At 67.8% G+C, this 21,925-nt stretch carries 22 protein-coding genes and 1 riboswitch; of the genes, 14 read left to right on the forward strand and 8 right to left on the reverse strand.

All coding sequences use genetic code 11. The annotated features are described in order from the left end of the window. Nucleotides 1-8 precede the first annotated feature (8 nt). The 5 genes from priA to metK all read right to left on the reverse strand — a co-directional run bounded on the left by priA (nt 9) and on the right by metK (nt 5,353). The gene (gene priA, locus FX134_RS04035) at nt 9-2,327 is read right to left on the reverse strand and encodes a replication restart helicase PriA (RefSeq protein ID WP_080797943.1); all 2,319 of its coding nucleotides are present in this window, start codon (nt 2,325-2,327) and stop codon (nt 9-11) included. A gap of 42 nt (nt 2,328-2,369) precedes the next feature. Further along, a complete protein-coding gene (locus FX134_RS04040; RefSeq protein WP_080797945.1) occupies nt 2,370-2,870 on the reverse strand; it encodes a BRO family protein in 501 nt (166 codons plus the stop codon). A 224-nt stretch (nt 2,871-3,094) separates the two neighbouring features. Further along, nucleotides 3,095-3,424, reverse strand: a complete 330-nt coding sequence (locus FX134_RS04045) for a type II toxin-antitoxin system HicB family antitoxin (protein ID WP_080797948.1) — start codon at nt 3,422-3,424, stop codon at nt 3,095-3,097. Between the two features lie 2 nt (nt 3,425-3,426). Further along, nucleotides 3,427-3,684, reverse strand: coding sequence for a type II toxin-antitoxin system HicA family toxin (locus FX134_RS04050; RefSeq protein WP_080797949.1), 258 nt, complete (start codon nt 3,682-3,684; stop codon nt 3,427-3,429). A 400-nt stretch (nt 3,685-4,084) separates the two neighbouring features. Then, nucleotides 4,085-5,353 (reverse strand): methionine adenosyltransferase, encoded by a 1,269-nt coding sequence (metK, locus tag FX134_RS04055; protein WP_080797957.1) that lies wholly within the window; start codon nt 5,351-5,353, stop codon nt 4,085-4,087. Between the two features lie 11 nt (nt 5,354-5,364). Further along, nucleotides 5,365-5,457, reverse strand: a riboswitch (SAM riboswitch). Between the two features lie 481 nt (nt 5,458-5,938). Here metK and FX134_RS04060 point away from each other — a divergent pair. The 8 genes from FX134_RS04060 to FX134_RS04095 all read left to right on the forward strand — a co-directional run bounded on the left by FX134_RS04060 (nt 5,939) and on the right by FX134_RS04095 (nt 14,193). Continuing rightward, entirely contained in the window at nt 5,939-7,309 is a 1,371-nt protein-coding gene (locus FX134_RS04060; protein ID WP_080797960.1) for an ATP-grasp domain-containing protein, read from the forward strand. A 57-nt stretch (nt 7,310-7,366) separates the two neighbouring features. Then, a complete protein-coding gene (locus FX134_RS04065) occupies nt 7,367-8,128 on the forward strand; it encodes a lipoprotein intramolecular transacylase Lit (protein ID WP_080797964.1) in 762 nt (253 codons plus the stop codon). A gap of 452 nt (nt 8,129-8,580) precedes the next feature. After that, nucleotides 8,581-10,080, forward strand: a complete 1,500-nt coding sequence (gene gltX, locus FX134_RS04070; RefSeq protein ID WP_080797967.1) for a glutamate--tRNA ligase — start codon at nt 8,581-8,583, stop codon at nt 10,078-10,080. Continuing rightward, nucleotides 10,073-11,293 carry a 4Fe-4S dicluster domain-containing protein gene (locus FX134_RS04075; RefSeq protein WP_232050833.1) on the forward strand — a complete coding sequence of 407 codons (1,221 nt, stop codon included), beginning with the start codon at nt 10,073-10,075 and terminating at the stop codon, nt 11,291-11,293. Before gltX ends, FX134_RS04075 begins: the two co-directional genes overlap by 8 nt. 50 nt (nt 11,294-11,343) lie before the next feature. Beyond that, on the forward strand, nt 11,344-12,399 hold the full coding sequence (locus tag FX134_RS04080; protein WP_080797969.1) for a hypothetical protein: 1,056 nt from the start codon (nt 11,344-11,346) through the stop codon (nt 12,397-12,399). 1 nt (nt 12,400) lies between these two features. Further along, on the forward strand, nt 12,401-12,802 hold the full coding sequence (locus FX134_RS04085; RefSeq protein ID WP_080797972.1) for a PaaI family thioesterase: 402 nt from the start codon (nt 12,401-12,403) through the stop codon (nt 12,800-12,802). A 214-nt stretch (nt 12,803-13,016) separates the two neighbouring features. Next, entirely contained in the window at nt 13,017-13,247 is a 231-nt protein-coding gene (locus FX134_RS04090) for a hypothetical protein (protein ID WP_143412131.1), read from the forward strand. Between the two features lie 7 nt (nt 13,248-13,254). Next, on the forward strand, nt 13,255-14,193 hold the full coding sequence (locus tag FX134_RS04095; RefSeq protein WP_080797974.1) for a slipin family protein: 939 nt from the start codon (nt 13,255-13,257) through the stop codon (nt 14,191-14,193). Nucleotides 14,194-14,424: 231 nt separating this feature from the next. Here FX134_RS04095 and FX134_RS04100 read toward each other — a convergent pair whose 3' ends face one another. The 3 genes from FX134_RS04100 to FX134_RS04110 form a co-directional block, all read right to left on the reverse strand. Further along, complete coding sequence (locus tag FX134_RS04100) at nt 14,425-15,756, reverse strand: MATE family efflux transporter (RefSeq protein WP_232050834.1); 1,332 nt, start codon at nt 15,754-15,756, stop codon at nt 14,425-14,427. Nucleotides 15,757-15,761: 5 nt separating this feature from the next. Continuing rightward, nucleotides 15,762-16,217, reverse strand: a complete 456-nt coding sequence (locus tag FX134_RS04105) for a MarR family winged helix-turn-helix transcriptional regulator (protein ID WP_080797981.1) — start codon at nt 16,215-16,217, stop codon at nt 15,762-15,764. A gap of 327 nt (nt 16,218-16,544) precedes the next feature. Beyond that, nucleotides 16,545-17,636 (reverse strand): dipeptidase, encoded by a 1,092-nt coding sequence (locus FX134_RS04110; protein WP_080797984.1) that lies wholly within the window; start codon nt 17,634-17,636, stop codon nt 16,545-16,547. Between the two features lie 203 nt (nt 17,637-17,839). On the opposite strand from FX134_RS04110, the gene FX134_RS04115 reads away from it, so the two are divergent. The 6 genes from FX134_RS04115 (at nt 17,840) to FX134_RS04140 (ending at nt 21,915) form a co-directional block, all read left to right on the forward strand. Beyond that, on the forward strand, nt 17,840-18,451 hold the full coding sequence (locus FX134_RS04115) for a 4Fe-4S binding protein (RefSeq protein WP_080797990.1): 612 nt from the start codon (nt 17,840-17,842) through the stop codon (nt 18,449-18,451). Beyond that, a complete protein-coding gene (locus FX134_RS14755) occupies nt 18,452-19,114 on the forward strand; it encodes an ABC transporter permease (protein ID WP_080797993.1) in 663 nt (220 codons plus the stop codon). Further along, the gene (locus tag FX134_RS14760; RefSeq protein ID WP_080797994.1) at nt 19,101-20,072 is read left to right on the forward strand and encodes a glycine betaine ABC transporter substrate-binding protein; all 972 of its coding nucleotides are present in this window, start codon (nt 19,101-19,103) and stop codon (nt 20,070-20,072) included. The genes FX134_RS14755 and FX134_RS14760 overlap by 14 nt, the downstream gene beginning before the upstream one ends. Beyond that, on the forward strand, nt 20,069-20,851 hold the full coding sequence (locus tag FX134_RS04130) for an ABC transporter ATP-binding protein (protein ID WP_232050835.1): 783 nt from the start codon (nt 20,069-20,071) through the stop codon (nt 20,849-20,851). Before FX134_RS14760 ends, FX134_RS04130 begins: the two co-directional genes overlap by 4 nt. A 154-nt stretch (nt 20,852-21,005) precedes the next feature. Continuing rightward, nucleotides 21,006-21,308, forward strand: coding sequence for an autorepressor SdpR family transcription factor (locus FX134_RS04135; RefSeq protein WP_172623373.1), 303 nt, complete (start codon nt 21,006-21,008; stop codon nt 21,306-21,308). Beyond that, entirely contained in the window at nt 21,265-21,915 is a 651-nt protein-coding gene (locus FX134_RS04140; RefSeq protein WP_080798000.1) for an SdpI family protein, read from the forward strand. Before FX134_RS04135 ends, FX134_RS04140 begins: the two co-directional genes overlap by 44 nt. Nucleotides 21,916-21,925 lie beyond the last annotated feature (10 nt).

The raw sequence follows: 21,925 nt of genomic DNA on the forward strand, positions 1-21,925 counted from the left end.
CGGCCGCGCTACAGCAGGTCGTCGGGGTCGACGTCCACCGCCACGTTGACGTCGCGCTCGGGCTTGCGATGGCGGAACAGCGGCAGCAGGACGCGCGAGAGGTCGGTCTGCGGCGGGCACTTCACCACCACGTGCCAGCGGTACGTGCCGCGCAGCTTCGCCAGCACGCAGGGCGTGGCGGGAAGCACCGTCCATCCCGCGCCGCCGAAGTCGCGCACGGCGCGCGCGAGCGCCTCGTGCATCTCGGCCGCCACGCGGCGCACCTCCGGCTCGTCTTTGCCCCACACGAGCACGTTGGCCATGCGCACGTAGGGCGGATATCCCAGAAGGCGGCGCTTGGGCAGCTCGTCGCGCAGGAAGAGCGCCCGGTTGTAGGAGGCCGCGGCGCGGATGGAGGGCGCGTCGGCCTCGTAGGTCTGCACGAGCACGCGCCCCGCCAGCTCGGCGCGCCCGGCGCGGCCCGCCACCTGCTCGATCAGGTCGAACGTGCGCTCGGCGGCGCGGTAGTCGGGCAGCTTCAGCATGGTGTCGGCGTTGATGACGCCCACGAGCGTGACGTCCTCGAAGTCGAGGCCCTTCGCGATCATCTGCGTGCCGAGGAGCACGGCCGCGTCCGCCGCGGCGAACTCCTCCAAGAGGCGCTGGTGCGCGCCCTTGCCGCTGGTGGTGTCGGCGTCCATGCGCACGATGGGCACGCCCGGGCCGACGCCCGGCGTCTCGTCGAGGAGCACGCGCAGCTCGGCCTCGACGCGCTGGGTGCCCGCGCCGAACTTCTTGAGGTAGGGGCTGCCGCATTCCGGGCAGACGGGCGGCGCGGGCACGCGGTGGCCGCAGTGGTGGCAGATGAGGAAGCTGCCGCGCTCGTGGTAGGTGAGCGAGGTCGAGCACGACGGGCACTCGGGCACGAACCCGCACTCGCGGCACAGCAGAAACTTCGCGAACCCGCGCTGGTTGAGCAGGAGCACCGCCTTGCGGCCGGCAGAGAGCTCCTCGGCGAGCGCGCGGGAGAGCGCGCCCGAGAACATGGAGCGCGAGCCTCCTGCGAACTCCTTGGCCATGTCCACCACCCGCACCTCGGGAAGGGGCTTGCCGTTCGCGCGCTCGGGAAGCGCCACCTGGTGCCAGGCGGGGTCCTTCGCGCACGCGTGCAGGCTCTCGATGGAGGGCGTCGCCGAGCCGAGCGCCACCGCCGCGCCGGCGCGGCGCGCCATCCACACGGCCACGTCGCGCGCATGGTAGCGCGGGGCGCTGTCCTGCTTGTAGGAGCCCTCGTGCTCCTCGTCGATGATGACGAGCCCTAGGTTCTTGAGGGGGGTGAAAAGCGCGCTTCGGGCCCCCACCACCACGCGCGCCGCGCCCGAGCGGATGAAGTCCCACTGGTCGTAGCGCTCGCCCTGGCCCATGCGCGAGTGCATGACGGCCACCGTGTCGCCGAAGCGCCCGCGGAACCGGCCCACCGTCTGCGGAGTGAGCGAGATCTCCGGCACGAGCACGCACGCCGTGCGCCCGGCGTCGAGCGCGGCCTCGATGGCCTGGAGGTACACCTCCGTCTTGCCCGAGCCCGTGACGCCGTCCACCACCACCACCTCGCCCGCGCCGCGACGGCGCGCGCCGTCGATGGCCTCAAGCGCCGCAGCCTGCCCCGCCGTGAGCGGGGGCTTCGGCGAGGGCGTGAACGATCCGCGGTCGGATGGATCCTCGGCCATGCCGCGCATCCTGCGGCGCAGCTCGATGCGCACGACGCCCTGCTTCTCGAGCGTCTTCAGGCTGGAGGCCACGGAGCCGAACTCGGCGGCGAGCTCAGCCACGCGCAGCTCCCCCGCGCCGAGGGCAGCCACGATGGAGGCCTGCTTGACGGCGTTCTTGCGCGGCTCGAACCCGCCGAAGGCAGGGCCCGGCACCACCCAGCGATCGTCCACCTCGCCCACGGCCGGCTCCTCGAGGCGCCAGTAGCCCTCGCGCGAGCGCACCATGCGCGGCACGCCGCCGGGAGGGGTGAACAGGCGCACGCACGACGACAGGGGCGCGATGTAGCGCTCAGAGAGCCACTGCGCGCACGCCGCGCCCTCCTCGTCGAAGTACGGCCTGCTCACCGCACGCACGATAGCCTTGAGCTTGGAGGGGTCGAAGCCCTCGGGCCAGTCACCTTCCTCGCGCTCGTCGATGCCGACGACGAAGCCCACCGCCCGCCGCCCGCCCAACGGCACGAGCACGGCGCAGCCCACCTCGATGAGCTGCCCGTCGCCCGCGTCGTCGGGCACGGCGTAGGTGTAGGGCGCGTCGAGCGCCTGCGTGGGTATGTCCAGGATGACCGATGCGAGTTTCATGTCGTCAAGTATAGCGCACGCCCGCGCGCCGCCCGGGCCGGCCTAACCCTCCGACGCAGGAAATCCCGCGTCGACGCCTCGCTCATAGGCGATGCGCGAGAGCTCCTTCTCAGCCTCGGTTAGCTGCCCTCGGATCGCGATGCGCGCAAGAGCTTTCATGCGCTCCTCGATGAGCTCCTGCTTGCGCGTCTGCAGCGCGAAGTAGCTCTGCGCGAAGGCGATCTCCTCCTTGCGCGGGTCGCCGTTCTGCGCGATGAGGTAGCAGGCGTAGCGCGTGAGCTTGTAGTCCCTTACTTCACGCGTTGCCCCCTTTCCTGCCTCGATCATTTTGCTGACGCCAGCAAAATGATGTTCACCTGCGGTTTTGCTGCTTTCGGCGGAAATCATCGCCTTTTTCACCGCAGCCTCGAAGTTCCGCCATTGGGTGTATCCCAGAAACCCCATGATGTCGCGCGCGAACCAGTACTCGACGCCGCTCTCCTCGTCGACGTGCGCCAGATCGTCCAGCGTCAGCTTGCGCTTCTCGATATCGTACCGCTCCATGGTCGTCCTCCTTTTCCGCCCCCACCGCGCACGCGGCCGCAGCCGCACGACAGCGGCCCCCAAGGCAGACTCCGTTGTTCAGAGGATCTTGCGGACGTGGTACGGGCGGCGCGGAGATCGCCGCCATCTATGGGCATCCCGTTGGGAAGCGTCCGCACTGGCTCTTTTCATTACAAGCAGTATATCACAAACATGAACAGATGTTCGTGACAATTTTGCGAGTTTCAGACCGCTGCCGCTATCGCCCCGACGACGAACTGGTTCAGGGACTCGCCCTTCTCGGCTGCTTTCAAAAAGGCGCGCTCGTGCAATTCAGGACCCACGCGAACGTTGAACGATCCCTTGAAGGGTTTTTCAGGGGACTTGCCCTTCTCGATGCAGAACGCAAGGTAGTCGTCCACCGCCTCGTGGAACGACGTCGCGATCTCCCGGGCGTTATCGCCTTCAAAATAGATCTTGTCGCGAATGCCCGAAACCGTGCCATACAGGTAGCCGCCTTCGGCATCGAAGGAGACGAGCGCCGTATAGCCTTTGTATTTGAGGGAGTTTCCCATAGTCACCTCCTTCCAACGTCTTCGAGGAACGATGCCATCTCGCGCACTGCCGCCGCTTTCAGCTCCCCGCTTGGATGCGGCATGTGCATCAGCAGAATGCGCCCGTCGCTCTCCCGATAGAATCGTACGCGCGATCCCGACGTCTTGCCTTTTTCGTCGAGTTCGAATCCGTGCCACGACATGACCCGAACCGCATCGTCGAAGCGAAACGTTCGAGGACGGGACATGAGCCGTTCGACAAGCTTCTCTACTCTCGTCATGGCGGCACCTCATTTTGCAACTAGATTATAGTTGCAACTGCTCTGAAAAGCAACTGCGCGCTTGATATGACAAGACAAGCCCTCGCCGATGAACCTCTCCCTCTCCATGAACGTCCTCCTTTTCCGCCCCCACCGCGCACGCGGCCGCAGCCGCGCGTTGGCGGCCCTAGGGGCAGACTCCGTTGTTCAGAGGATCTTGCGGACGTGGTACGGGCGGCGCGGAGATCGCCGCCATCTATGGGCATCCCGAAGGAAGCGTCCGCACTGGCTCTATTTCGATGAAGGCAGTATACCACAAAACGAACGAATGTACCTATAAAAATCGAAAGCGGGAAAAATGAAGTCGCCCGCCGGGTCTTCCGGCGGGCGGCTCGATCTCCTGCTCGCACGCGAACGGCGCCTACGCCAGGCCGCACGCTTTCCGCAGCGCGTCAGCGCGATCGGTGCGCTCCCAGGTGAACTCGGGAAGCTCGCGGCCGAAGTGGCCGTAGGCGGCCGTCTTCTGGTAGATGGGGCGGCGCAGGTCGAGCTCGTCGATGATGGCGCCGGGACGCAGGTCGAACACCGCGTCGATGGCGGCCCGGATGTCGGCCTCGGGCACCTCGTTCGTGCCGAAGGTGTCGATCATCACCGAAACGGGCTTCGCCATGCCGATGGCGTAGGCCACCTGCACCTCGCAGCGGCGCGCGAGCCCCGCGGCCACCACGTTCTTCGCCACCCAGCGAGCGGCGTAGGCTGCCGAGCGGTCCACCTTCGTGCAGTCCTTGCCGGAGAACGCGCCGCCGCCGTGGCGGCCCATGCCGCCGTAGGTGTCCACGATGATCTTGCGGCCGGTGAGGCCCGCGTCGCCCATGGGCCCGCCGATGACGAAGCGGCCGGTGGGGTTCACGTGGATCTCGGCGTCGGGCGCCAGCTCCACGCCTTCGCGCGCGAGCACGGGCTCCACCACTTTCTCGATGATCTGGGCGCGCAGCGCCTCGTGCTCGATGTCCTCGGCGTGCTGCGTGGACACGACCACCTTCTCCACGTGCACGGGACGCCCGTCCTCGTAGCGCACGGACACCTGGGTCTTGCCGTCGGGGCGCAGGGCGGGCATGGTGCCGTCCTTGCGCACCTCGGTCAGGCGCTCGGCCAGGCGATGGGCCAGATACACCGGCATCGGCATGAGCGTGGACGTCTCGTCGCACGCGTAGCCGAACATCATGCCCTGGTCGCCCGCGCCGATGCGCTCGTAGGGGTCGTCCTCGGCGGCCAGGCCGTGCTGGGCCTCCCAGCTCTCGTCGACGCCCTGCGCGATGTCCGGCGACTGGTCGTGGATGGCGTTGAGCACGCCGCAGGTGTCGCAGTCGAAGCCGTACTTCGCGCGGTCGTAGCCGATCTCGCGCAGCACCTCGCGCACGATGGCGGGCACGTCCACGTAGGCCTGCGTGCGGATCTCGCCGGTGACGATGACCATGCCGGTGGTGGCCATAGTCTCGCACGCCACGCGCACCTGCGCGGGGTCGGCCGGGTGGCCGTCGGGGGCCACGTAGCCGGATTTCGCGAGCTCGATCTCCTTGGCCAGGATGGCGTCCAGGATAGCGTCCGATATCTGGTCGCACACCTTGTCGGGATGCCCCTCGGTGACGGACTCGGACGTGAACAGGTACGATGAGCGTTCTTCGGCCATGGAAAGTTCCTCCTTCATCGTTGTAGGCCGGACCACCTTGGCGTATTCGCCAGGTTGGTGTCGGGATCTCAGAGCCAACTCTCTCCCCCGACTCTTGATAAAACGGGAACCGCGCAAGCGGCCGCGAACCCCGTGAAACCTCGCAAAGGGTACCCCGAAAGCAGCATTCGCGCAATAGCGAAAACCCCGCATGCGCGCAATCCCCGCGAAGCGGCGGGCGCATGCCAACCGGATTGGCGAAACGGACCTTCGCATTTGCGTGAAAATTGCGTCTGTGCGAGCTGTTTCCTTGGGCTAACTCGGATTGCGCCGCTATCGGTTTCACGCGATCAGGTGAAACGTCGAACGCATCCGGCACAATTGGAGTTAGACAAAGCTAACAGCTCGCACAGACGCAGTTTTCGTGCAGACTGCCTTTGCCCTCGCCCTCCCCTTGCACCCAGGTTCCGCCTCCCCGCCGTTCGTGTGGCGATACGGCAACCTCCTCAGTCGCGACCGGCGGCTCATGCTACACTTTTCCGTCGAAAACGAACCTCCCGCCCCGGCCCTCCGCGAGCCCGGAGGCGGGCCGCCGAAAGGACCGCCATGCCCACGAACGCAGACTACACCCGCGAGTATTTCGCCATCATGGACGAGCTCGGCGGCGACATCGAAGGACGCCGCGCCGCCTACGGCTACATGCAGCAGTCAACCGCCATCGTGCACCACCGCGTGGTGGCCTGCTCGTTCGTGCCGCGCCTGTTCAACGCCGAGACCTACCGCACGATGAAGGACACCGCCGAGACGGCCCACCGCATCCTCGTCAAGGTCATCGAGCGCTACCTGGACGACCCGGAGTACCGCCGCGTGTTCGATTTCGACCCGCGCCTCGAGGAGCTCATCCTGCTGCCGCGCGGCTACGACTCCGTGCTGCCGTTCGCGCGCGTGGACACCTTCCTCGACGAGGACGACTACCGCATGAAGTTCTGCGAGTTCAACGGCGACGGCTCGTCGGGCATGAACGAGAACCGTGAGATCACGGCCTCGGTGGCCCAGTCCGCCACGTTCAAGGAGTTCGCGCGCCGCCATCATGTGGAGGGCTGCGAGCTGTTCGAGAGCTGGGTGGACGCCTTCCTGCGCATCTATTCCACCTACGAGCGCCGCGTGGAGAGCCCGCGCATCGCCATCTGCGACTACCTGGAGAACGGCGTGGTGGACGAGTTCCACATCTACGCCGACCTGTTCCGCGACCGCGGCGTTGAATGCGTCGTGGCCGACGTGCGCGACCTCTCCTTCGACGGCGAGGTCTTGCGCGACGCCGAGGGCGGGCGCGTGGACGCCGTGTGGCGCCGGTGCGTCACCAACGACGTCATCGACCACTGGGACGCGTCGCAGCAGCTCATCGAGGCCGTTCGCGCGCAGAAGGTGGCGCTCATCGGCAGCTTCGCCGGGCACATCGTGCACGACAAGCAGATCTTCAAAGCGCTGTTCGACGAGCGCACCACGGCGTTTCTGGACGCCGACGAGATCTCGTTCATCGAGGAGACGGTGCCCCTGACCGCGTTTCTGGACGAGGACTACATCAACCTCCCGCAGATCCGCGAGAACCGCTGCGAGTGGATCATCAAGCCCACCGACCACTACGGGGCCGACGACGTGTACGCCGGCGAGGCGGTTTCGCAGGAGGAATGGGAGGAGCTCATCGACCGCTTCGCGAACGGCCGCGCGGGCTTCCCGTTCATCGTGCAGCGCTACATCAGGCCGTTCAAAACCGAGACGCTGCCGCCGGATGCGGGCATCGACCAGCTGGCCGACGACGAGGTTTCCCGCGAGCCCAAGCTGTACAACAACCTGAACGGCCTGTACCTCTACGACGGCGAGTTCACCGGCGTGTTCAGCCGGCTGGGGCCCCTGCCCACCATCTCGAAGCAGATGCAGGGCATGACGGCCGCCACCATCTGGGTGGATCGGGACTAGCGACGAAGCCGCGGCCGTCGCGCGGGGGCGCACGGCCGCTGAGAGAGGGATTCGAACATGGGAGACGGGAAACGCTCGGGGCTCTGGCGCGTGCTCGACGCGGCGGCTGCCCTCGTGGCGACGGTGACGCTTGCCGTCACGTTCGTGGCCGCCGGGTTCGCCGTGTGCGCGGGGCTGCCGCAGACCACCGAGGCGCTGGCGAGCGCGTTCTCGGGGCAGGACAATCCGGGCACGCCGTTCTCGCACGACGACCTCGTGTGCGCCGCCGTGGTCACGCGCGACTACACGGTGGGGTCGAACGACCGCGAGGCCGTGTTCGCCATGCTCCACGACATCAACGCGAACGCGGGCACGCGCTTCGCCGACGCGACCGACGAGGAGCTGGCCGCCGCGCCCGACGCCTACACGCTCACGGGCGACGCGCTCTCGCACTTGGACGACGTGTTCCGGGTGGTCGTGGCCGCGCGCCTCGCGCTCATCGTCATCGCCGTGCTGGCCGTGGCGGCGGCCGCGCACGTGGGCATCCGCGTGGGACGGCGGGCGCTCAGCAGCGTGCTCCTGGCGGCAGGCGCGGCCGTGCTCGTGGTGTTCGCGCTGCTCGCGGCGTGGGTGGTCATCGACTTCAACGGGTTCTTCGCGGCGTTCCACTCGCTGTTCTTCGCCGACGGCACGTGGACGTTCTCGTGGGAGTCGCTGCTCATCACCATGTACCCGCCCGCGTTCTGGATGGGGATGGGCGCCGTCTGGCTCGCGACCACCGCCCTGCTGTCCGCGCTGGCCATCGCCATCGGCGCGCGCCTGCGCCGCCGAGCCGCCTGAGGAGCACAGCTCCGCAGCGCATAACGGCCCTCGCGTGCAATGTGCGCGAGTTCTGCACCCTCGCGTCTCCGGAAACGTCCCGAAATTGCAATGTGCTCGAGTTATGCACCCTCCGAGGGACGCTCGCGAAGCGATTCTCGAAGAAGGCCGAAATCCGACCTGGGGTTTTCTTGTAGACCGCCTTCCGTATCGAACCACGACGCCCCTTTCAGCCGCGCGCAAGGGCGCATAACTCGACGACTTTGCAAAATCGACGCGAGAACGCCCAACATCGCAAAAGCGGGACGCCGCCGACGCCGCCTCCCCAAGTCGCCCTCCCCTCCTCCCGGGACTCTCGGATTCTTGGTGGGGATGGCGGGGGCGCTGCTTGCCCGCTCGGGGGGATTGTCTATACTGGCAGATGCCCGCAGCGCGGGCACGTACGGCAAACGACGAGACGCGAGGATCGCTTCATGACCAACACACCCGACGCACGCGTGCGCGTGCGCTTCGCACCTTCCCCCACCGGCCGCCTGCATGTGGGCGGGGCCCGCACGGCCATCTACAACTGGGCGTTCGCCCGCGCCATGGGCGGCGACTTCATCCTGCGCATCGAGGACACCGACCCGGAGCGCTCCACCGAGGAGAACGTGCAGGTCATCTTGAATGCCATGAAGTGGCTGGGCCTGAACTGGGACGAGGGCCCCGAGGTGGGCGGCGACGCGGGCCCCTACTTCCAGACCGAGCGCACGGGCACCTACGCCGAGGCGCTCGAGCGCATGAAGGCGCGCGGCAGCGTCTACCCCTGCTTCTGCACGAAGGAGTCGCTCGACGCCAAGCGCGCGAAGGCCGAGGCCGAGGAGGGCGGCTACGCGGGCTACGACCGCACCTGCCGCGACCTCGACCCCGCCGAGGCGGCCGCGCGCATCGCGGCCGGCGAGCCGCACGTGTGGCGCCTGCGCGTGCCCGAGGGCCGCGGCGCCATCGAGTTCGACGACGCCGTGTACGGCCACGTGAGCTTCCCGGCCGAGGTGATGGACGACATGATCGTCGTGCGCACCGACGGCAGCCCCACCTACAACTTCGCCGTGGTGTGCGACGACGCGAACATGGGCATCACGCACGTCATCCGCGGCGACGACCACCTGTCCAACACCCCGCGCCAGATCCTCATCTACGAGGCGCTCGGGTTCGACGTGCCCACCTTCGCGCACCTGTCGATGATCCTGGGCCCCGACGGCAAGAAGCTGTCGAAGCGCCACGGCGCGGCGAGCGTGGAGGAGTTCTGCGAGCGCGGCTACCTGCCCGACGCCATGGTTAACTTCCTGGCGCTTCTGGGCTGGTCGCTCGACGGCGAGACCACCCTCATCGACCGCGAGACCCTCTGCCGCGAGTTCAGCCTCGAGCGCGTGACCAAAAAGGACGCCGTGTTCGACGAGACGAAGCTCGACTGGATGAACGGCCAGTACATCAAGGAGATGGGCGCGAGCGCGTGGGTGCAGGCCTCTCTGCCGTGGCTCTTCGAGCTGGGCGCGACGGCCGAGGACGTGGCCGCGCGGCCCGAGTTCTACCTGGGGATGTACCCCCTCGTGGCCGAGCGCCTGCAGCGCCTCGACGAGATCCCGGCCAAGCTGGCCTTCCTGTTCTGGGGCGCGCATGTGCCCGAGTTCGACGAGAAGAGCGTGGCGAAAGTGCTCAAGAAGGAGGGCGCGCGCGCCGACGAGGCTTTGCGCGCCTGCCGCGCGGTGCTCGCCGACGAGAGCCGCCCCTGGGAGGCCGCGAGCCTCGAGGAGGCCTGCCGCGCCGAGGGCGAGCGCTTGGAGCTCAAGCCGAAGCTCCTGTTCCAGCCCCTGCGCGTGGCGGTGTGCGGCAACATGGTGTCGCCGCCGCTGTTCGAGAGCATCGTGCTGCTGCCGCGCGCCGACGTGCTCGCGCGCATCGACCAAGTGACGGAAGAGGTGTTCGGTGGCTGAGGCCCCTGAGAAAGAGAGTGTCGCGCAGAGCGCTCCCGAAGAGGGATCCTTCGACTCCGCCGCCTCCGGCGGCTGCGCTCAGGATGACAGGGGGGGAGGCCCCTCCGGCGGCTGCGCTCAGGATGACAGGGGGGGCGCCGGCGAGGCGCGGGCGAACCAGATCGTGGTGCTGCGGGACTTCTGCGTGCGCACGCGCGGCGCGGAGTGCGGGCGCTGCGCGCTGGCCTGCCCGCATGCGGCCATCTCGTTCGACGAGGACGGCCGCCCCACCATCGACGAGGAGGCGTGCACGCGCTGCGGCATCTGCCTGGGGATCTGCGACGCGTTCTCCTCGGCGCGCGTGACCATGCACGATCTGCACGCGCGCATCCGCCGCATCGCCCTGCGCGGCGAGGACGTGGTGCTCACCTGCAAGGAGAACGTGTTCCCCGGCCTCGAGCCGGCGGCCAACGTGGTGGTGCTGCCGTGCCTGGCCATGCTCTCGCCCGAGTTCTGGACGCTCGTGCTGTCCGAGAACGTGCCCGTGAGGATCGCGGCCGACCTGGCCTACTGCGCCGACTGCGGGCGCGCGGGCGACATGGGGGAGATGCTGTACTCCCACGCCATTCAGACTGCCGAGGCGTGGAGCGGGCGCACGGTGGGCTACACAGGCGTGATCCCCGAGAAGGAGAACCTGGTCAAGGACCTAGCCGACCCCACGGGAGTGGACCGGCGCAGCGCGTTCGCCAACCTCGTGGGCGACGTGAGCGACATCGCCACGGGCAAGCGCCGCCTGCGCAACTCCGAGGTGCTCCAGCAGTTCTACGAGCGCAAGGAGCGCGCCCGGGCCCGGGCGCGCCTCAACCTCGCCGACGGCGTGCAGTTCAACGACTTCGTGCCCGAAGGGCGCACGAAGAAGACGATGCAGCCCAAGCGCCAGCTGCTGCTCGAGGCGATCGACCGCGATCCGGCCATCGCCGCGCGCGTGCCCGTGGTCGTGTCGGCCACCGATTGCGAGCGCTGCGCGAACGCGCTCGCCTGCGCGGCAGCGTGCCCCACAGGCGCCCGCTGCCCCGATCCGGCCGACGGGACGCTCGCCTTCGACGCGCGCTACTGCATCGGCTGCGGCCTGTGCGTCCCAGCATGTCCCGAAGGCGCCGTCGAGCTCGTGGAGGCCACAGCCGCGCTCTTCCTGCCCCCGGAAGATGGAGAAGGTCCAGCGGGCGAAGAGTAGGACGGCCGGGTCATGGTAAGATGGCCCCAACCAGAGAGGCAGGAGAACCCATGAACGATCCCGAGCGCCCCGTCCCCGACGCCGACGCCGACGGCCAGCCCGGCCCCGACCAGCCGGCCCCGCAGCAGCCCGCGAGCCCGACGCCCCCGCCGCCGCCGGGCCAGCCGGCGCCGCAGCAGCAGCCGCCTGCGCCCTACGCCGGAACGCCGGTGCCGCCTCCCTATCCCCAGCAGCCCCCCTACCCGGGCTACGGCCAGCCGCCCTATCCCCAGCAGCCCTACACACCCTACCCGCAGCCGCCCTATCCGGCGCCGCCGCAGCAGCCGAAGCGCAAGGCGTGGCCATGGGTGCTCGGAGGATGCCTGCTCGTGCTTCTGATCGGCGCGTTCAGCTTCGTCGGCTGCATGTCGTGCGCCTACTTCGCCACCGTCAACTCCGACAGCCGCTACGATTACGACTACCCCGACGATTACGATATCCCCTACCCGGACGACGGCTCCGGCTCGTACGACTCCGACCTCTTGGGCGGGTTCACCCGCGAGCAGATCGCCAGCGCGCTCGGCGAGGAGCTGCCCAGCTCGGTGGAGGGCGGAGCCTGCACGTCGGGCGTCTTCGAGGTGGGGCCGGGCAAGGACATCGAGCCGGGCCGGTACTTCTTCGAGGGCAGGCAGGACGCCGAGTCGAACTTCTACGTGTTCGAAGAGGAGGGCCCCGACTCCTACAGGCTCGACGACGCCGTCGTGTACTTCGGCAACTACTTCGCCGATCTTGAGGCGGGCGACCTCGTCGCGTTCCTCGGCGCCGACGAGAGCCTGCGCATGCGCCCCGAGGCCATGGCCGCCTTCAAGGCCGAGGCGCCCTACCAGAGCGGGCTGTACCGCGTAGGCGCCGACATCCCGGCCGGCACGTACGCCATCAGCGTGAACGATCAGTCCGAAGCCGCTGCCGGAAGCGAGATAGCCGCCTTCGTGATGAAGGACCTCGAGTTCTCCGACGATTCCATCACCGACACGAAGTACGTGATCCGCGGCGGCTCGCAGACCGTCACCGTGAAGGACGGCGACTGGCTCGAGCTGTACGGAACCGTCGCCACCCCCGCCAAGTAGCATGCTGCCCGAGAACCCCACCCGCGACGAGATAGCCGCCGTGTTCGCTGCCGACCGCTTCGCCACCGAGGCGGCGGGCTGCCGCGTCGTGTCCGGCGAGCGCGACCGCGCCGTGGCCGAGATGGAGCTGTCCGACGTGCACCGAAACGCCATGGGCAACGTGATGGGCGGCGCCATCTTCACGCTGGCCGACTTCGCGCTGGCCATCGCCTGCAACATCGGCGAAGAGCCCACCGTGTCGGTCGACCACACCGTGAGCTTCCTGCGCGCCACGCGCGGCGCCAAGCTTACCGCCACCGCCGTCTGCGATAAGCCGGGCCGCCACCTGGCCTTCTATACCGTCGTCGTCGAGGACGACCTCGGCAAGCAGATAGCCCGCATGACCGCCACCTGCTACCGGTAGGACAACCCGACCCCCCACTATCTTCGCTCCGAAAACACGCCTCAGCGCACGAGGCGTGTTTTCGGATCGAAGATGCGTCGATGAGACAGGCGGCGTGACGAAGGGACGGGGATATTGTCACATTCCCACACGAGCGTCGAAGCTGTTGCCCGTTGGAGAATGTGACAATATCCCCGTCCCTTCGTCACGTCCCTTCATCCAGTTTGGCGTAGATATGGCGCACGTGGGTCTTCACGGTGTTCGTCGATATCCCCAGTTCAAGCGCGGGCGCGGCTCGATCGTGGAGGAGCGGCGCGGCGGCGCGGAGGCCCCGGACGCCTCGTCGGGCGACGCGGTGCTCGCCGAGGGCATCCGCCAGTGCCTTGAGCTGGGCATGACCTTGGACGACGTGGAGAAACGGTTCCAGCGGGCCCTCGAGGGGTTCCGCACGGACGACGGAGAGTGAGGAAGCCATGAAAGGCAAGCGCAAGGACGCGGCGCAACCGCAGGCCGCGCGGATCCAGGCGGGGACGGCGCTCGTGGAGCCGGCGGGCGCGCCCTTCACGCCCCAGCGCTCGACGCGCAACGGAGCCATCGTGTTCTCGCTCGTGCTGGCGGCCGTCGTGTTCGCGGCGGTGCTCGCGGTAGCGTACTTCGGCTTCGGCGTGCTGAACATCGCCGCCGTTGTGGCGGCGCTCGTGCTGGCCGTGGCGGCGTCGCAGGCCATCCACATCGCCATGGAGTGGGAGCGCCTGGTCATCTGCCGGTTCGGCGCGTTCAAGCGCGTGGCGGGGCCGGGGCTCGTGTTCATGATCCCCGTGGTGGAGCAGGCCGCGTGCCGCGTGGACCTGCGCACCGTTGCAACCCCCTTCGGCGCTGAGATGACGCTGACGAGCGACCTCGTGCCGGTGGACATCGACGCCGTGCTGTTCTGGATGGTCTGGGACCCGAAGGCCGCGTGCGTGGAGGTGGAGAACTACCCCGCCGCCGTGCTCTACACCGCCCAGACCGCCATGCGCGACGCCATCGGCCGCATGAGCGTGGCCGAGGTGGCGCTCTCGCGCGAGCAGCTGGACAAGGAGATCAAGGCCGTGGTGGAGCAGGAGTGCGAGCCGTGGGGCATCGCCGTGCTGTCGGTGAAGGTGCGCGACATCGTGATTCCCGAGGACCTGCAGGAGGTCATGTCGCTCGAGGCCCAGGCCGAGCGCGAGAAGAACGCGCGGCTGGTGCTGGCCGGCGCCGAGCAGGAGATATCCGAGATGCTGGCCGCGTCAAGCGAGGCCTACGACGGCAGCGAGAGCGCGCTCAAGGTGCGCACGCTGCACCTTCTGTACGAGAGCATCAAGAAGTCCGGCGGCACCGTGGTCACCATCCCCTCCACCCTCAGCGACGGCCTCGCCGGCAAGGAGTGAGGGCGAGCTCCCGTTGTCATCGCCCTCTTTGTGGCTGCAGACCACCTCGCAAGTCCATCAACCTGGTGCGCAGCCGTCATTGGGGATCTTAGGGATTGAACCTGTAAGCGCCCCAACATCGGCTGCGCACCAGATTGATAAATCCCCGCGTCTCACTGCAGCCACGTATGAAAAGCGACTGCGCATCGGGTTGATCAATCCCCATAGAGCGACGGTATGGAGAGAGCTCTTCTACGCATACCCGTACGGTTTCCGCAGGTACACCAGGAAGAACGCCGTCAGCACCAGCGCGCAGGCCTCGGCGACGATGATGGCGCTCCATACGCCGTCGATGCCCCACACCAGCGGCAGCAGCATGACCGTGGACGTCTCGAACACGAGCGTGCGCATGAAGCTGATGAGCGCCGACACCTTCCCGTTGTTGAGCGCCGTGAAGAACGCCGAGCCGTAGATGTTGAACCCGCACACCAGAAACGACAGCGCGTAGATGCGGAACCCGTGCAGCGTCATGGCGACGAGCGCGGGGTCGTAGCCCACGAACACGTTCACGAGCGGCGCGGCCAGAAGCTGCGAGAGCACCACCATGACCAGGCCCGTTCCGCCCACCAACGTGAAGCTCTTGCGGAAGAGCCCCTTGAGCTCGCCTTCGTTCCTCGCGCCGTAGTGGTAGCTCACGATGGGTCCCGTGCCCATGGCGAAGCCGAAGAACACCGCCGTGAAGATGAAATTCACGTACATGATCACGCCGTAGGCCGCCACGCCGTCCGCGCCGGCCAGGCTCATGAGCTGCAGGTTGTACAGCGTGCTTACCACCGATGCCGCCACCTCGGTCATCAGCTCCGACGAGCCGTTCACGCATGTCTTGCCCAGCGCCCGGAAGTCCACCTCGGGGCGGGCGAAGCGCAGCCGGCTCGTCTTGCTGCGCGCGAAGAACGTCGCGGACACGGCCGCGGCCAGGATCTGCCCCGTGGCCGTGGCCAGCGCCGCGCCCGCGATGCCCCAGCCGAGCACGCCGATGAACAGGTAGTCCAGCACGATGTTCGTCACGCCGGCCGCCACCACCACCGCAAGGCCCACCTTCGGCTTCTCGGCCGCGATGAAGAAGCTCTGGAACACGTTCTGCACGATGAAGAACGGCAGCGCGCCCAGAAGCAGGAAGCCGTACACGAGCCCCTGCTCCTTGAGGGCGCCCTCCGCGCCGAGCGCGTCCAGGAGCGGCCCGAGCGCGAGCGCGCCCACGGCGCAGAGCGCGACCCCGGTGACGACCGCTGCCAACGCGATGAAGCTGAACAGGCGGTTCGCGCGCACGGCGTCGCCCTCGCCCATCGTCTTGGCCACGAGGGCCGCACCGCCGGTGCCGAACATGAAGCCCACCGAGCCCAGCGCCATGGCCAGCGGGAACACCAGGTTCACGGCCGCGAGCGCCTCCTTGCCCGCGAAGTTGGACACGAACAGGCCGTCCACCACGCTGTAGATGGACGTGAATATCATCATGGCGATGGACGGCAGCGCGAAGCGCACGAGCCGCCCGTAGGTGAAGTGGTCCGACAGCTTGATGGCCACGACGCTCACCAACCTTCCGGGTACGGGAGCGCTTCCACCTGCGCGCGCAGAAGCTCCAGGTAGGAGCGGGAGAGCCGCAGCAGCTCCTCGCATTCCTCGGGCGACATGGCGGCGAAGGCGGCCTCCTCGGCTTCCACGACGGGCCGAATGCACGCTTCGACGAGTTCACGGCCCGCCTCGGTCAGGTGCAGGTGCGTGCCCCGCCCGCGTTCGATGCGCAGCTCCACGATGCCCGCGCGCTCAAGCTTGTGCACCGAGGTGTTCACCGTCTGCTTCGTCATGCCCGACGCCGCGCACACGTCCTTCTGCAGGCAGCCGTCGCCCAAATCGTCGAGGGCGTACAGGATGTCGAAAGCGCTGTCCGACAGGCCCATCTTCGTGGCCACGTGGTGGTACAGCTCGTTGCTGCGCCGGTACAGGTTGTTGTATTCGCGGTTGGCGCGCGTCGTGCGTGCGTCCATGATGCCGGTTCCTCCGTCGATTTGATTCGCAAGTCCGATTTCGTACCTGTGGCATTTAAGTCCGAAACCGGATTCGCGTCAACGAAGTTCACGGAACGCCCACGAGGGAGGCGCGCAAGCCCGTATGTCATCCTGAGCGAGCGTAAGCGAGTCGAAGGATCCCGTGCGGCGCCAGCAGTAAGCGTCACTGCTGGCGCCGCACGGGATCCTTCGACTCGCTTACGCTCGCTCAGGATGACAACCGGGGCGCTCGCTCCCATAGGATGACAACCGGGGGCGCTCGCTCCCATAGGATGACAACCGGGGGCGCTCGCTCAGGACGACGGCCTACGCCCCCTCCACACGCGCGAAAAACGCCCGCGCGTTGGCGAAGAACGCCTTGTCGGCCACCGTGCGGCCGAAGCGGCTGGCGATGAGTTCGTGCAGGGCGCCCACCTTGTCGCTGGGGTCGAGCCAGCTGGGGACGTCGCAGCCGTCATAGTCGCTGCCAAGGGCGAGCACGTCCTCGCCGGTCACTTCCAGCACGTGGTCCACGTGACGCAGCACGTCGTCGGGCGTGGGGTCGGCGTGCGTCTCGGACAGGAAGTCGCAGCAGAAGTTGAGGCCCGCGACGCCGCCTGCATCGGCCAGCTCGCGCAGCTGCCAGTCGGCGAGGTTGCGCGGGTGACCGCACACGGCGCGCGCGTTGGAGTGCGACGCGGCGAAGGGGCGGGTCGCAGTCGCGCACACGTCCTTGAAGCCGGCATCGTTCAGGTGCGACACGTCCACGGCGACGTTGCGCCCTTCCAGCTCGCGCACGCAGGAGCGCCCGAAGCCGGTGAGGCCGTCGGCCGTGTCGTTGCCGCTCCCCAGCGCGTTCGGGCCGTTCCACGTGAGCGTGACCATGCGCACGCCCGCCTCCGCGAGCGCGTCCAGGCGATCCTCGGCGGTGCCGTCGTCCTCCAGAAACGACGCGCCCTCCACCGTGAAGAGCCCCGCCGTCCTGCCCGACGCGAGCGCCGCGTCCGCCTCGGCCATCGTGCGCACCCGCGCCAGCTTGCCGCCGCACCGCTCCAGCTCGCGCTCCCACACGCGCCGCACGCGCTCGAACAGCGCCCATGCCTCGTCGCCGCGCGCCTCGTCGGGGATGAACGCCGCGAAGCACTGGCACCACGCGAAGCCCGCGGTGCGCGCAAGCGAGATGTGCGCGTCGTTGTCGGCGAGCGTGTTCATACGCGCGGCCGGCACTCCCGCGTCGTGCTCCGCGAACCCGCCCGGCACCGACGGGTCGCCGTGGAACGCCAGCCTATCGAGTGTGTCGCAGTGCAGGTCGAACACGCGCAGCCGGCCTGCGTCGCCCGCCGCGCCCACTCCCGCCAGCGCGCCCAGCAGCGCCGCCTCTTCGGCCCCCGCGTCCTCCAGCGTCATGAACAGCCCCATGTCGAGCCTCCTTCGTCTTCCGCATGCGCGCCGCGCACACCATAGCACAACCGCGCGCCCGACGGCACGACCGCACGCCCGTCCTCCGCCCCCATGGTTTCCCTCAAGTAACCAAGGCACTGAAAAGTACTGTCTTCACGGAGGGGAAACGGTGCTTCATACTGGTTCGACAAGGAACGGCGGGCGAGACGAAGGGAGGCCCCATGGACGAGACGGCGAGGAAGTACGTCGATCTGTTCCGCTCGGTGAAGATAGCCTCGGCGGCCACGGTGGATACGGCGGGGCATCCGCGCACGCGCATCGTGAACGTGATGCTGGCGGACGATTCCGGCATGTACCTGGTGGCCAGCAAAGGCAAGCCCTTCTACCGGCAGATGGTGGAAACCGGCGAGGTGGCGCTGTCGGCCATGTGCCCGGAGTGCCAGAGCCTCAAGTTCCTGGGCAAGTGCCGCGTGGTGGGCAAGGAATGGCTCGACCGCATCTTCGACGCGAACCCGGGCCTCGCCGAGGTATACCCCGGCGACACGCGTTACATCCTGGACGCGTTCCACGTGTACGAGGGCGCGGGCGAGTGGTTCGACCTTCTGCACCACCCCATCAGCCGCGAGACGTTCGCCTTCGGCGGAACACCCGAGGAGCGCCCCGGCTTTTGCATCACCGACGCGTGCACCGGGTGCGGGGCGTGCTTGGACACGTGCCCGCAGCAGTGCATCCGGGAGGGCTCGCCCTACGTGATAGAATGGGAGCACTGCCTGCAATGCGGCGCGTGCTTCGACACGTGCCCCGCCGACGCCGTGGAAAGGCTGCACGCGTAAATGGAGTTCCTGCAAGACGTCGCCGCGCTGTTCACCGACCGCTGGGCCTGGTTCGCCGAGCTTCTGGGGGCGCACATCGCGCTCTCGGCCGTCGCCATCGCGGTGGCGGGCGTGGCGGGGCTCGCGCTCGGCATCCTCATCTCCGAGCATCGGCGCTTCGCCGCGCCGGTCATCGGCGTGTGCAACGTGCTCTACACCATCCCGTCCATCTCGCTGCTGGGGCTTCTGCTGCCGTTTCTGGGCATCGGGAACCCCACGGCCGTGGCCGCGCTCATCATCTACGCGCTCATGCCCATGGTGCGCAACACCTACGTGGGCCTGACCGAGATCGACCCCGACGTCATCGAGGCCGCGCGCGGCATGGGCTCCACGCGCACGCAGACGCTCGTGCACGTGCGGCTGCCCATGGCCACGAGCGTCATCTTGGCGGGGCTGCGCTCGATGGTGGTCATGACCATATCGGTGGCGGCCATCGCGTCGTTCATCGGCGCGGGCGGCCTGGGCGTGGCAATCTACCGCGGCATCACGCTGAGCAACTCCGAGATGGTGTTCGCGGGCAGCCTGCTGGTTGCCCTGCTGGCCTTCGCGGCCGACCTGCTGCTGGGCGCGATAGAGAAGCGCTACAAACGGAAAAGGAGACTGACGACCCATGAGAAACGATAGCGGAATACTGCGCGGGTGGGCCTGGCGCGTGGCAGGGCTCGCCGCGGCCGCGCTGCTCGCCGGCGCGCTCGTGATGCTGGCGGCCTGCTCGTCGGGCGACGACGGCAACGGCTCCGGCGATGGCGCGCCCGCCGCGTCGGCCGATCCCATCGAGATAGCAACCAAGCCCATGACCGAGCAGTTCATCCTCGGCGAGATGCTGAAGGCCCTGGTGGAAGACGCAGGCTACCAAGCCAACGTCACCAAGGGCATCGGCGGCGGCACGAACAACATCCAGCCCGCCATGGAGCGCGGCGACTTCGACCTGTACCCCGAGTACACCTCGAGCGGCTGGGTGCTCGTGCTCGACCATAAGGCCGAGGGCATGGACGACGCCGAGATGCTGGAGGGCCTGAAGGCGGAGTACCAGGAGAAGTTCGGCATGACCTGGGTGGGCATGTACGGCTTCAACAACACGTTCACCGTGGCCGTGCGCGACGAGGTGGCACAGCAGCACAACCTGAAGACCACGAGCGACCTGACCGCAGTGGCGCCCGAGCTCATCTTCGGCGGCAACCCCGACTACATCGAGCGCGAGGACGGCTTCCCCGTGCTGACGGACACCTACGGCCTGAACTTCAAGCAGGTCATGGACATCGACATCGGGCTCAAGTACCAGGCGCTGCGCAACGGGGACATCGACGTGACGAACGCGTTCACCACCGACGCCCAGCTGGCGGCCGGCGGCGTGACCACGCTCGCGGACGACAAGCACCTGCAGGTGAACTACTTCTGCTCCACCGTGGTGCGCCAGGACGCGCTGGAGAGCCACCCCGGGCTGGAGGACGCGCTCATGAAGATGGACGGCATCCTCAGCGACGCGGAGATGGCCCAGCTCAACTACAAGGTTGAGGTGGAGGGCCAGGACGAGGCCACGGTGGCGCGCGACTTCCTCATGTCGAAGGGCGCGCTCAAGTGACCGAATGCGTTGACACCGCTACCGCGACCGCCCCCGCCTCCGACGCCCCCGAGGCCGACGCCATCATCGAGTTCGACGGCGTGACGAAGGCGTTCGGAGACACTCCGGTGCTGCACGGCATCTCGCTTGCCGTGCGCCGGGGCGAGTTCCTCACCATCGTGGGGCGCTCGGGCTGCGGCAAGACCACCCTGCTCAAGATGGTGAACGCGCTCGAGTACCCCGACGAGGGCCGCGTGCTAGTGAACGGCCAGCACGTCGCGTTCGGCGACCGGGTGGAGCTGCGGCGCTCCATCGGCTACGTCATCCAGAGCATCGGGCTCTTCCCCAACATGACCGTCGGGCGCAACGTGGCCTACGTGCCGCGCCTCACGCGCGCCTGGAGCAAGGAGCGCGAACGCGACGAGGTGGCGCGCCTGCTGAAAACGGTGGGCCTGCCGCCCGAGCTGGCCAAGCGCTACCCGAGCGAGCTCTCCGGCGGGCAGAAGCAGCGCGTGGGCATCGCCCGTGCGCTCGCCGCCGAGCCGCGCATCATGCTCATGGACGAGCCCTTCGGCGCCGTGGACGAGATCACGCGCCGCAGCCTCCAAGACGAGCTGCTGGCGCTGCAGAAACGCCTGGGCCTCACCATCCTGCTGGTCACCCACGACATCCGCGAAGCCCTGAAGCTCGGCGACCGCGTGCTCGTGATGGAGGAAGGCCGCATCGCCCAGCTGGGCACCCCCGAAGACGTGCGCGACAACCCCGCCGACGACTTCGTCCGCGAGCTCATAATGGCATAGAAGGGGACAGTCCCCTTTTATGCCATTTTCCCTCCCTTTGTCCCAAATGGGGACAGTCCCCATTTGGGACATCTCCCCTCCCCTTGACTTTTCGTCTCTATCGGTTAACATTTAACTTAATTGTTAACTAATGGAAGGGAGGCGTCCGTTGGGCATGCAGGAAACCTTGAAGGCGCTGTCCGACCCGGTGCGACGGGAGATCCTCGAGCACCTGAAGCGCGGGCGGATGCCGGCCGGGCAGATCGCCGAGCTGTTCGACATCTCCGCCCCCGCCGTGTCACGGCACCTGTCGGTGCTCAAAGACGCCGGCCTCGTGCGCGACTACCGCGAGGGCAAGTTCGTGTTCTACGAGCTGAAGGCGTCGGTGTTGGAAGAGACCCTGCTGTGGATGATGAACCTGAAGGAGGCAAGCGATGAAGAGGCTCTACGCGGCGATATACATCCTCATGGCGCTTAACGTCATCGTGGCCTCCGCGTTCATCTTCCTCATGCCCGAGCAGGTGCCGGTGCACTTCAACGGGGCGAACCAGCCCGACCGCCTGGGCAGCAAGTACGAGTTTCTGGTGGCGCTCCTCTTCCCGCTCTGCGGCGCGTTCGGCGTGATGGGCTCGAGGAACGCGCCGATCGGCAAGGAGCGGCTTTACGCGTGGGGCGCCGTCGCGTTCGAGGTGTTCGTGCTAGGATGGATCCTGTTCTTCCTCACGAAGGCGCTTCTCTACGACGGCGCTCCTTTCCCCGAGCCCCACCTGGGCGCGAGCCGCTGGGCCGCCGTCATCGCGGGCGTGCTGTTCGCCGCGGCGTCCAACTTCATGCCGAAGGTGATCCGCAACCCCTTCTTCGGCCTGCGCACGCCGTGGAGCGAGGCCAGCCCGGAAACGTGGCGTCGCTCGCAGCGCTTCGGCGCGTACGGCGGCATGGTCACCGGCGTCGCCATGATCGTGCTCGGCCTCGTGCTACCCGTGCAGTTCGTGACGCCCGCGATCCTGCTCGTGTGCCTGGCGTGGCTCGGCGCCGCCCTGTTGGGTTCCTACCTCATCTACCGCCAAGAGCTGAGGAAGCAGTAGCGGGCTGCGT

Origin of the sequence: Arabiibacter massiliensis, assembly GCF_902386925.1 — a bacterium.
Lineage (GTDB): Bacteria > Actinomycetota > Coriobacteriia > Coriobacteriales > Eggerthellaceae > Arabiibacter > Arabiibacter massiliensis.

Coding starts and splice junctions, on each gene's coding strand:
- FX134_RS04105 (WP_080797981.1), bottom strand. CDS start 16,217: ATGGACGCACGCACGACGCGCGCCAACCGCGAATACAACAACCTGTAC.
- metK (WP_080797957.1), bottom strand. CDS start 5,353: ATGGCCGAAGAACGCTCATCGTACCTGTTCACGTCCGAGTCCGTCACC.
- priA (WP_080797943.1), bottom strand. CDS start 2,327: ATGAAACTCGCATCGGTCATCCTGGACATACCCACGCAGGCGCTCGAC.
- FX134_RS04050 (WP_080797949.1), bottom strand. CDS start 3,684: ATGACGAGAGTAGAGAAGCTTGTCGAACGGCTCATGTCCCGTCCTCGA.
- FX134_RS04065 (WP_080797964.1), top strand. CDS start 7,367: ATGGGAGACGGGAAACGCTCGGGGCTCTGGCGCGTGCTCGACGCGGCG.
- FX134_RS04045 (WP_080797948.1), bottom strand. CDS start 3,424: ATGGGAAACTCCCTCAAATACAAAGGCTATACGGCGCTCGTCTCCTTC.
- FX134_RS04060 (WP_080797960.1), top strand. CDS start 5,939: ATGCCCACGAACGCAGACTACACCCGCGAGTATTTCGCCATCATGGAC.
- FX134_RS04110 (WP_080797984.1), bottom strand. CDS start 17,636: ATGGGGCTGTTCATGACGCTGGAGGACGCGGGGGCCGAAGAGGCGGCG.
- FX134_RS04085 (WP_080797972.1), top strand. CDS start 12,401: ATGCTGCCCGAGAACCCCACCCGCGACGAGATAGCCGCCGTGTTCGCT.
- FX134_RS04095 (WP_080797974.1), top strand. CDS start 13,255: ATGAAAGGCAAGCGCAAGGACGCGGCGCAACCGCAGGCCGCGCGGATC.
- FX134_RS04135 (WP_172623373.1), top strand. CDS start 21,006: ATGCAGGAAACCTTGAAGGCGCTGTCCGACCCGGTGCGACGGGAGATC.
- FX134_RS04090 (WP_143412131.1), top strand. CDS start 13,017: ATGGCGCACGTGGGTCTTCACGGTGTTCGTCGATATCCCCAGTTCAAG.
- FX134_RS04080 (WP_080797969.1), top strand. CDS start 11,344: ATGAACGATCCCGAGCGCCCCGTCCCCGACGCCGACGCCGACGGCCAG.
- FX134_RS04115 (WP_080797990.1), top strand. CDS start 17,840: ATGGACGAGACGGCGAGGAAGTACGTCGATCTGTTCCGCTCGGTGAAG.
- gltX (WP_080797967.1), top strand. CDS start 8,581: ATGACCAACACACCCGACGCACGCGTGCGCGTGCGCTTCGCACCTTCC.
- FX134_RS14760 (WP_080797994.1), top strand. CDS start 19,101: ATGAGAAACGATAGCGGAATACTGCGCGGGTGGGCCTGGCGCGTGGCA.
- FX134_RS14755 (WP_080797993.1), top strand. CDS start 18,452: ATGGAGTTCCTGCAAGACGTCGCCGCGCTGTTCACCGACCGCTGGGCC.
- FX134_RS04140 (WP_080798000.1), top strand. CDS start 21,265: ATGAAGAGGCTCTACGCGGCGATATACATCCTCATGGCGCTTAACGTC.
- FX134_RS04040 (WP_080797945.1), bottom strand. CDS start 2,870: ATGGAGCGGTACGATATCGAGAAGCGCAAGCTGACGCTGGACGATCTG.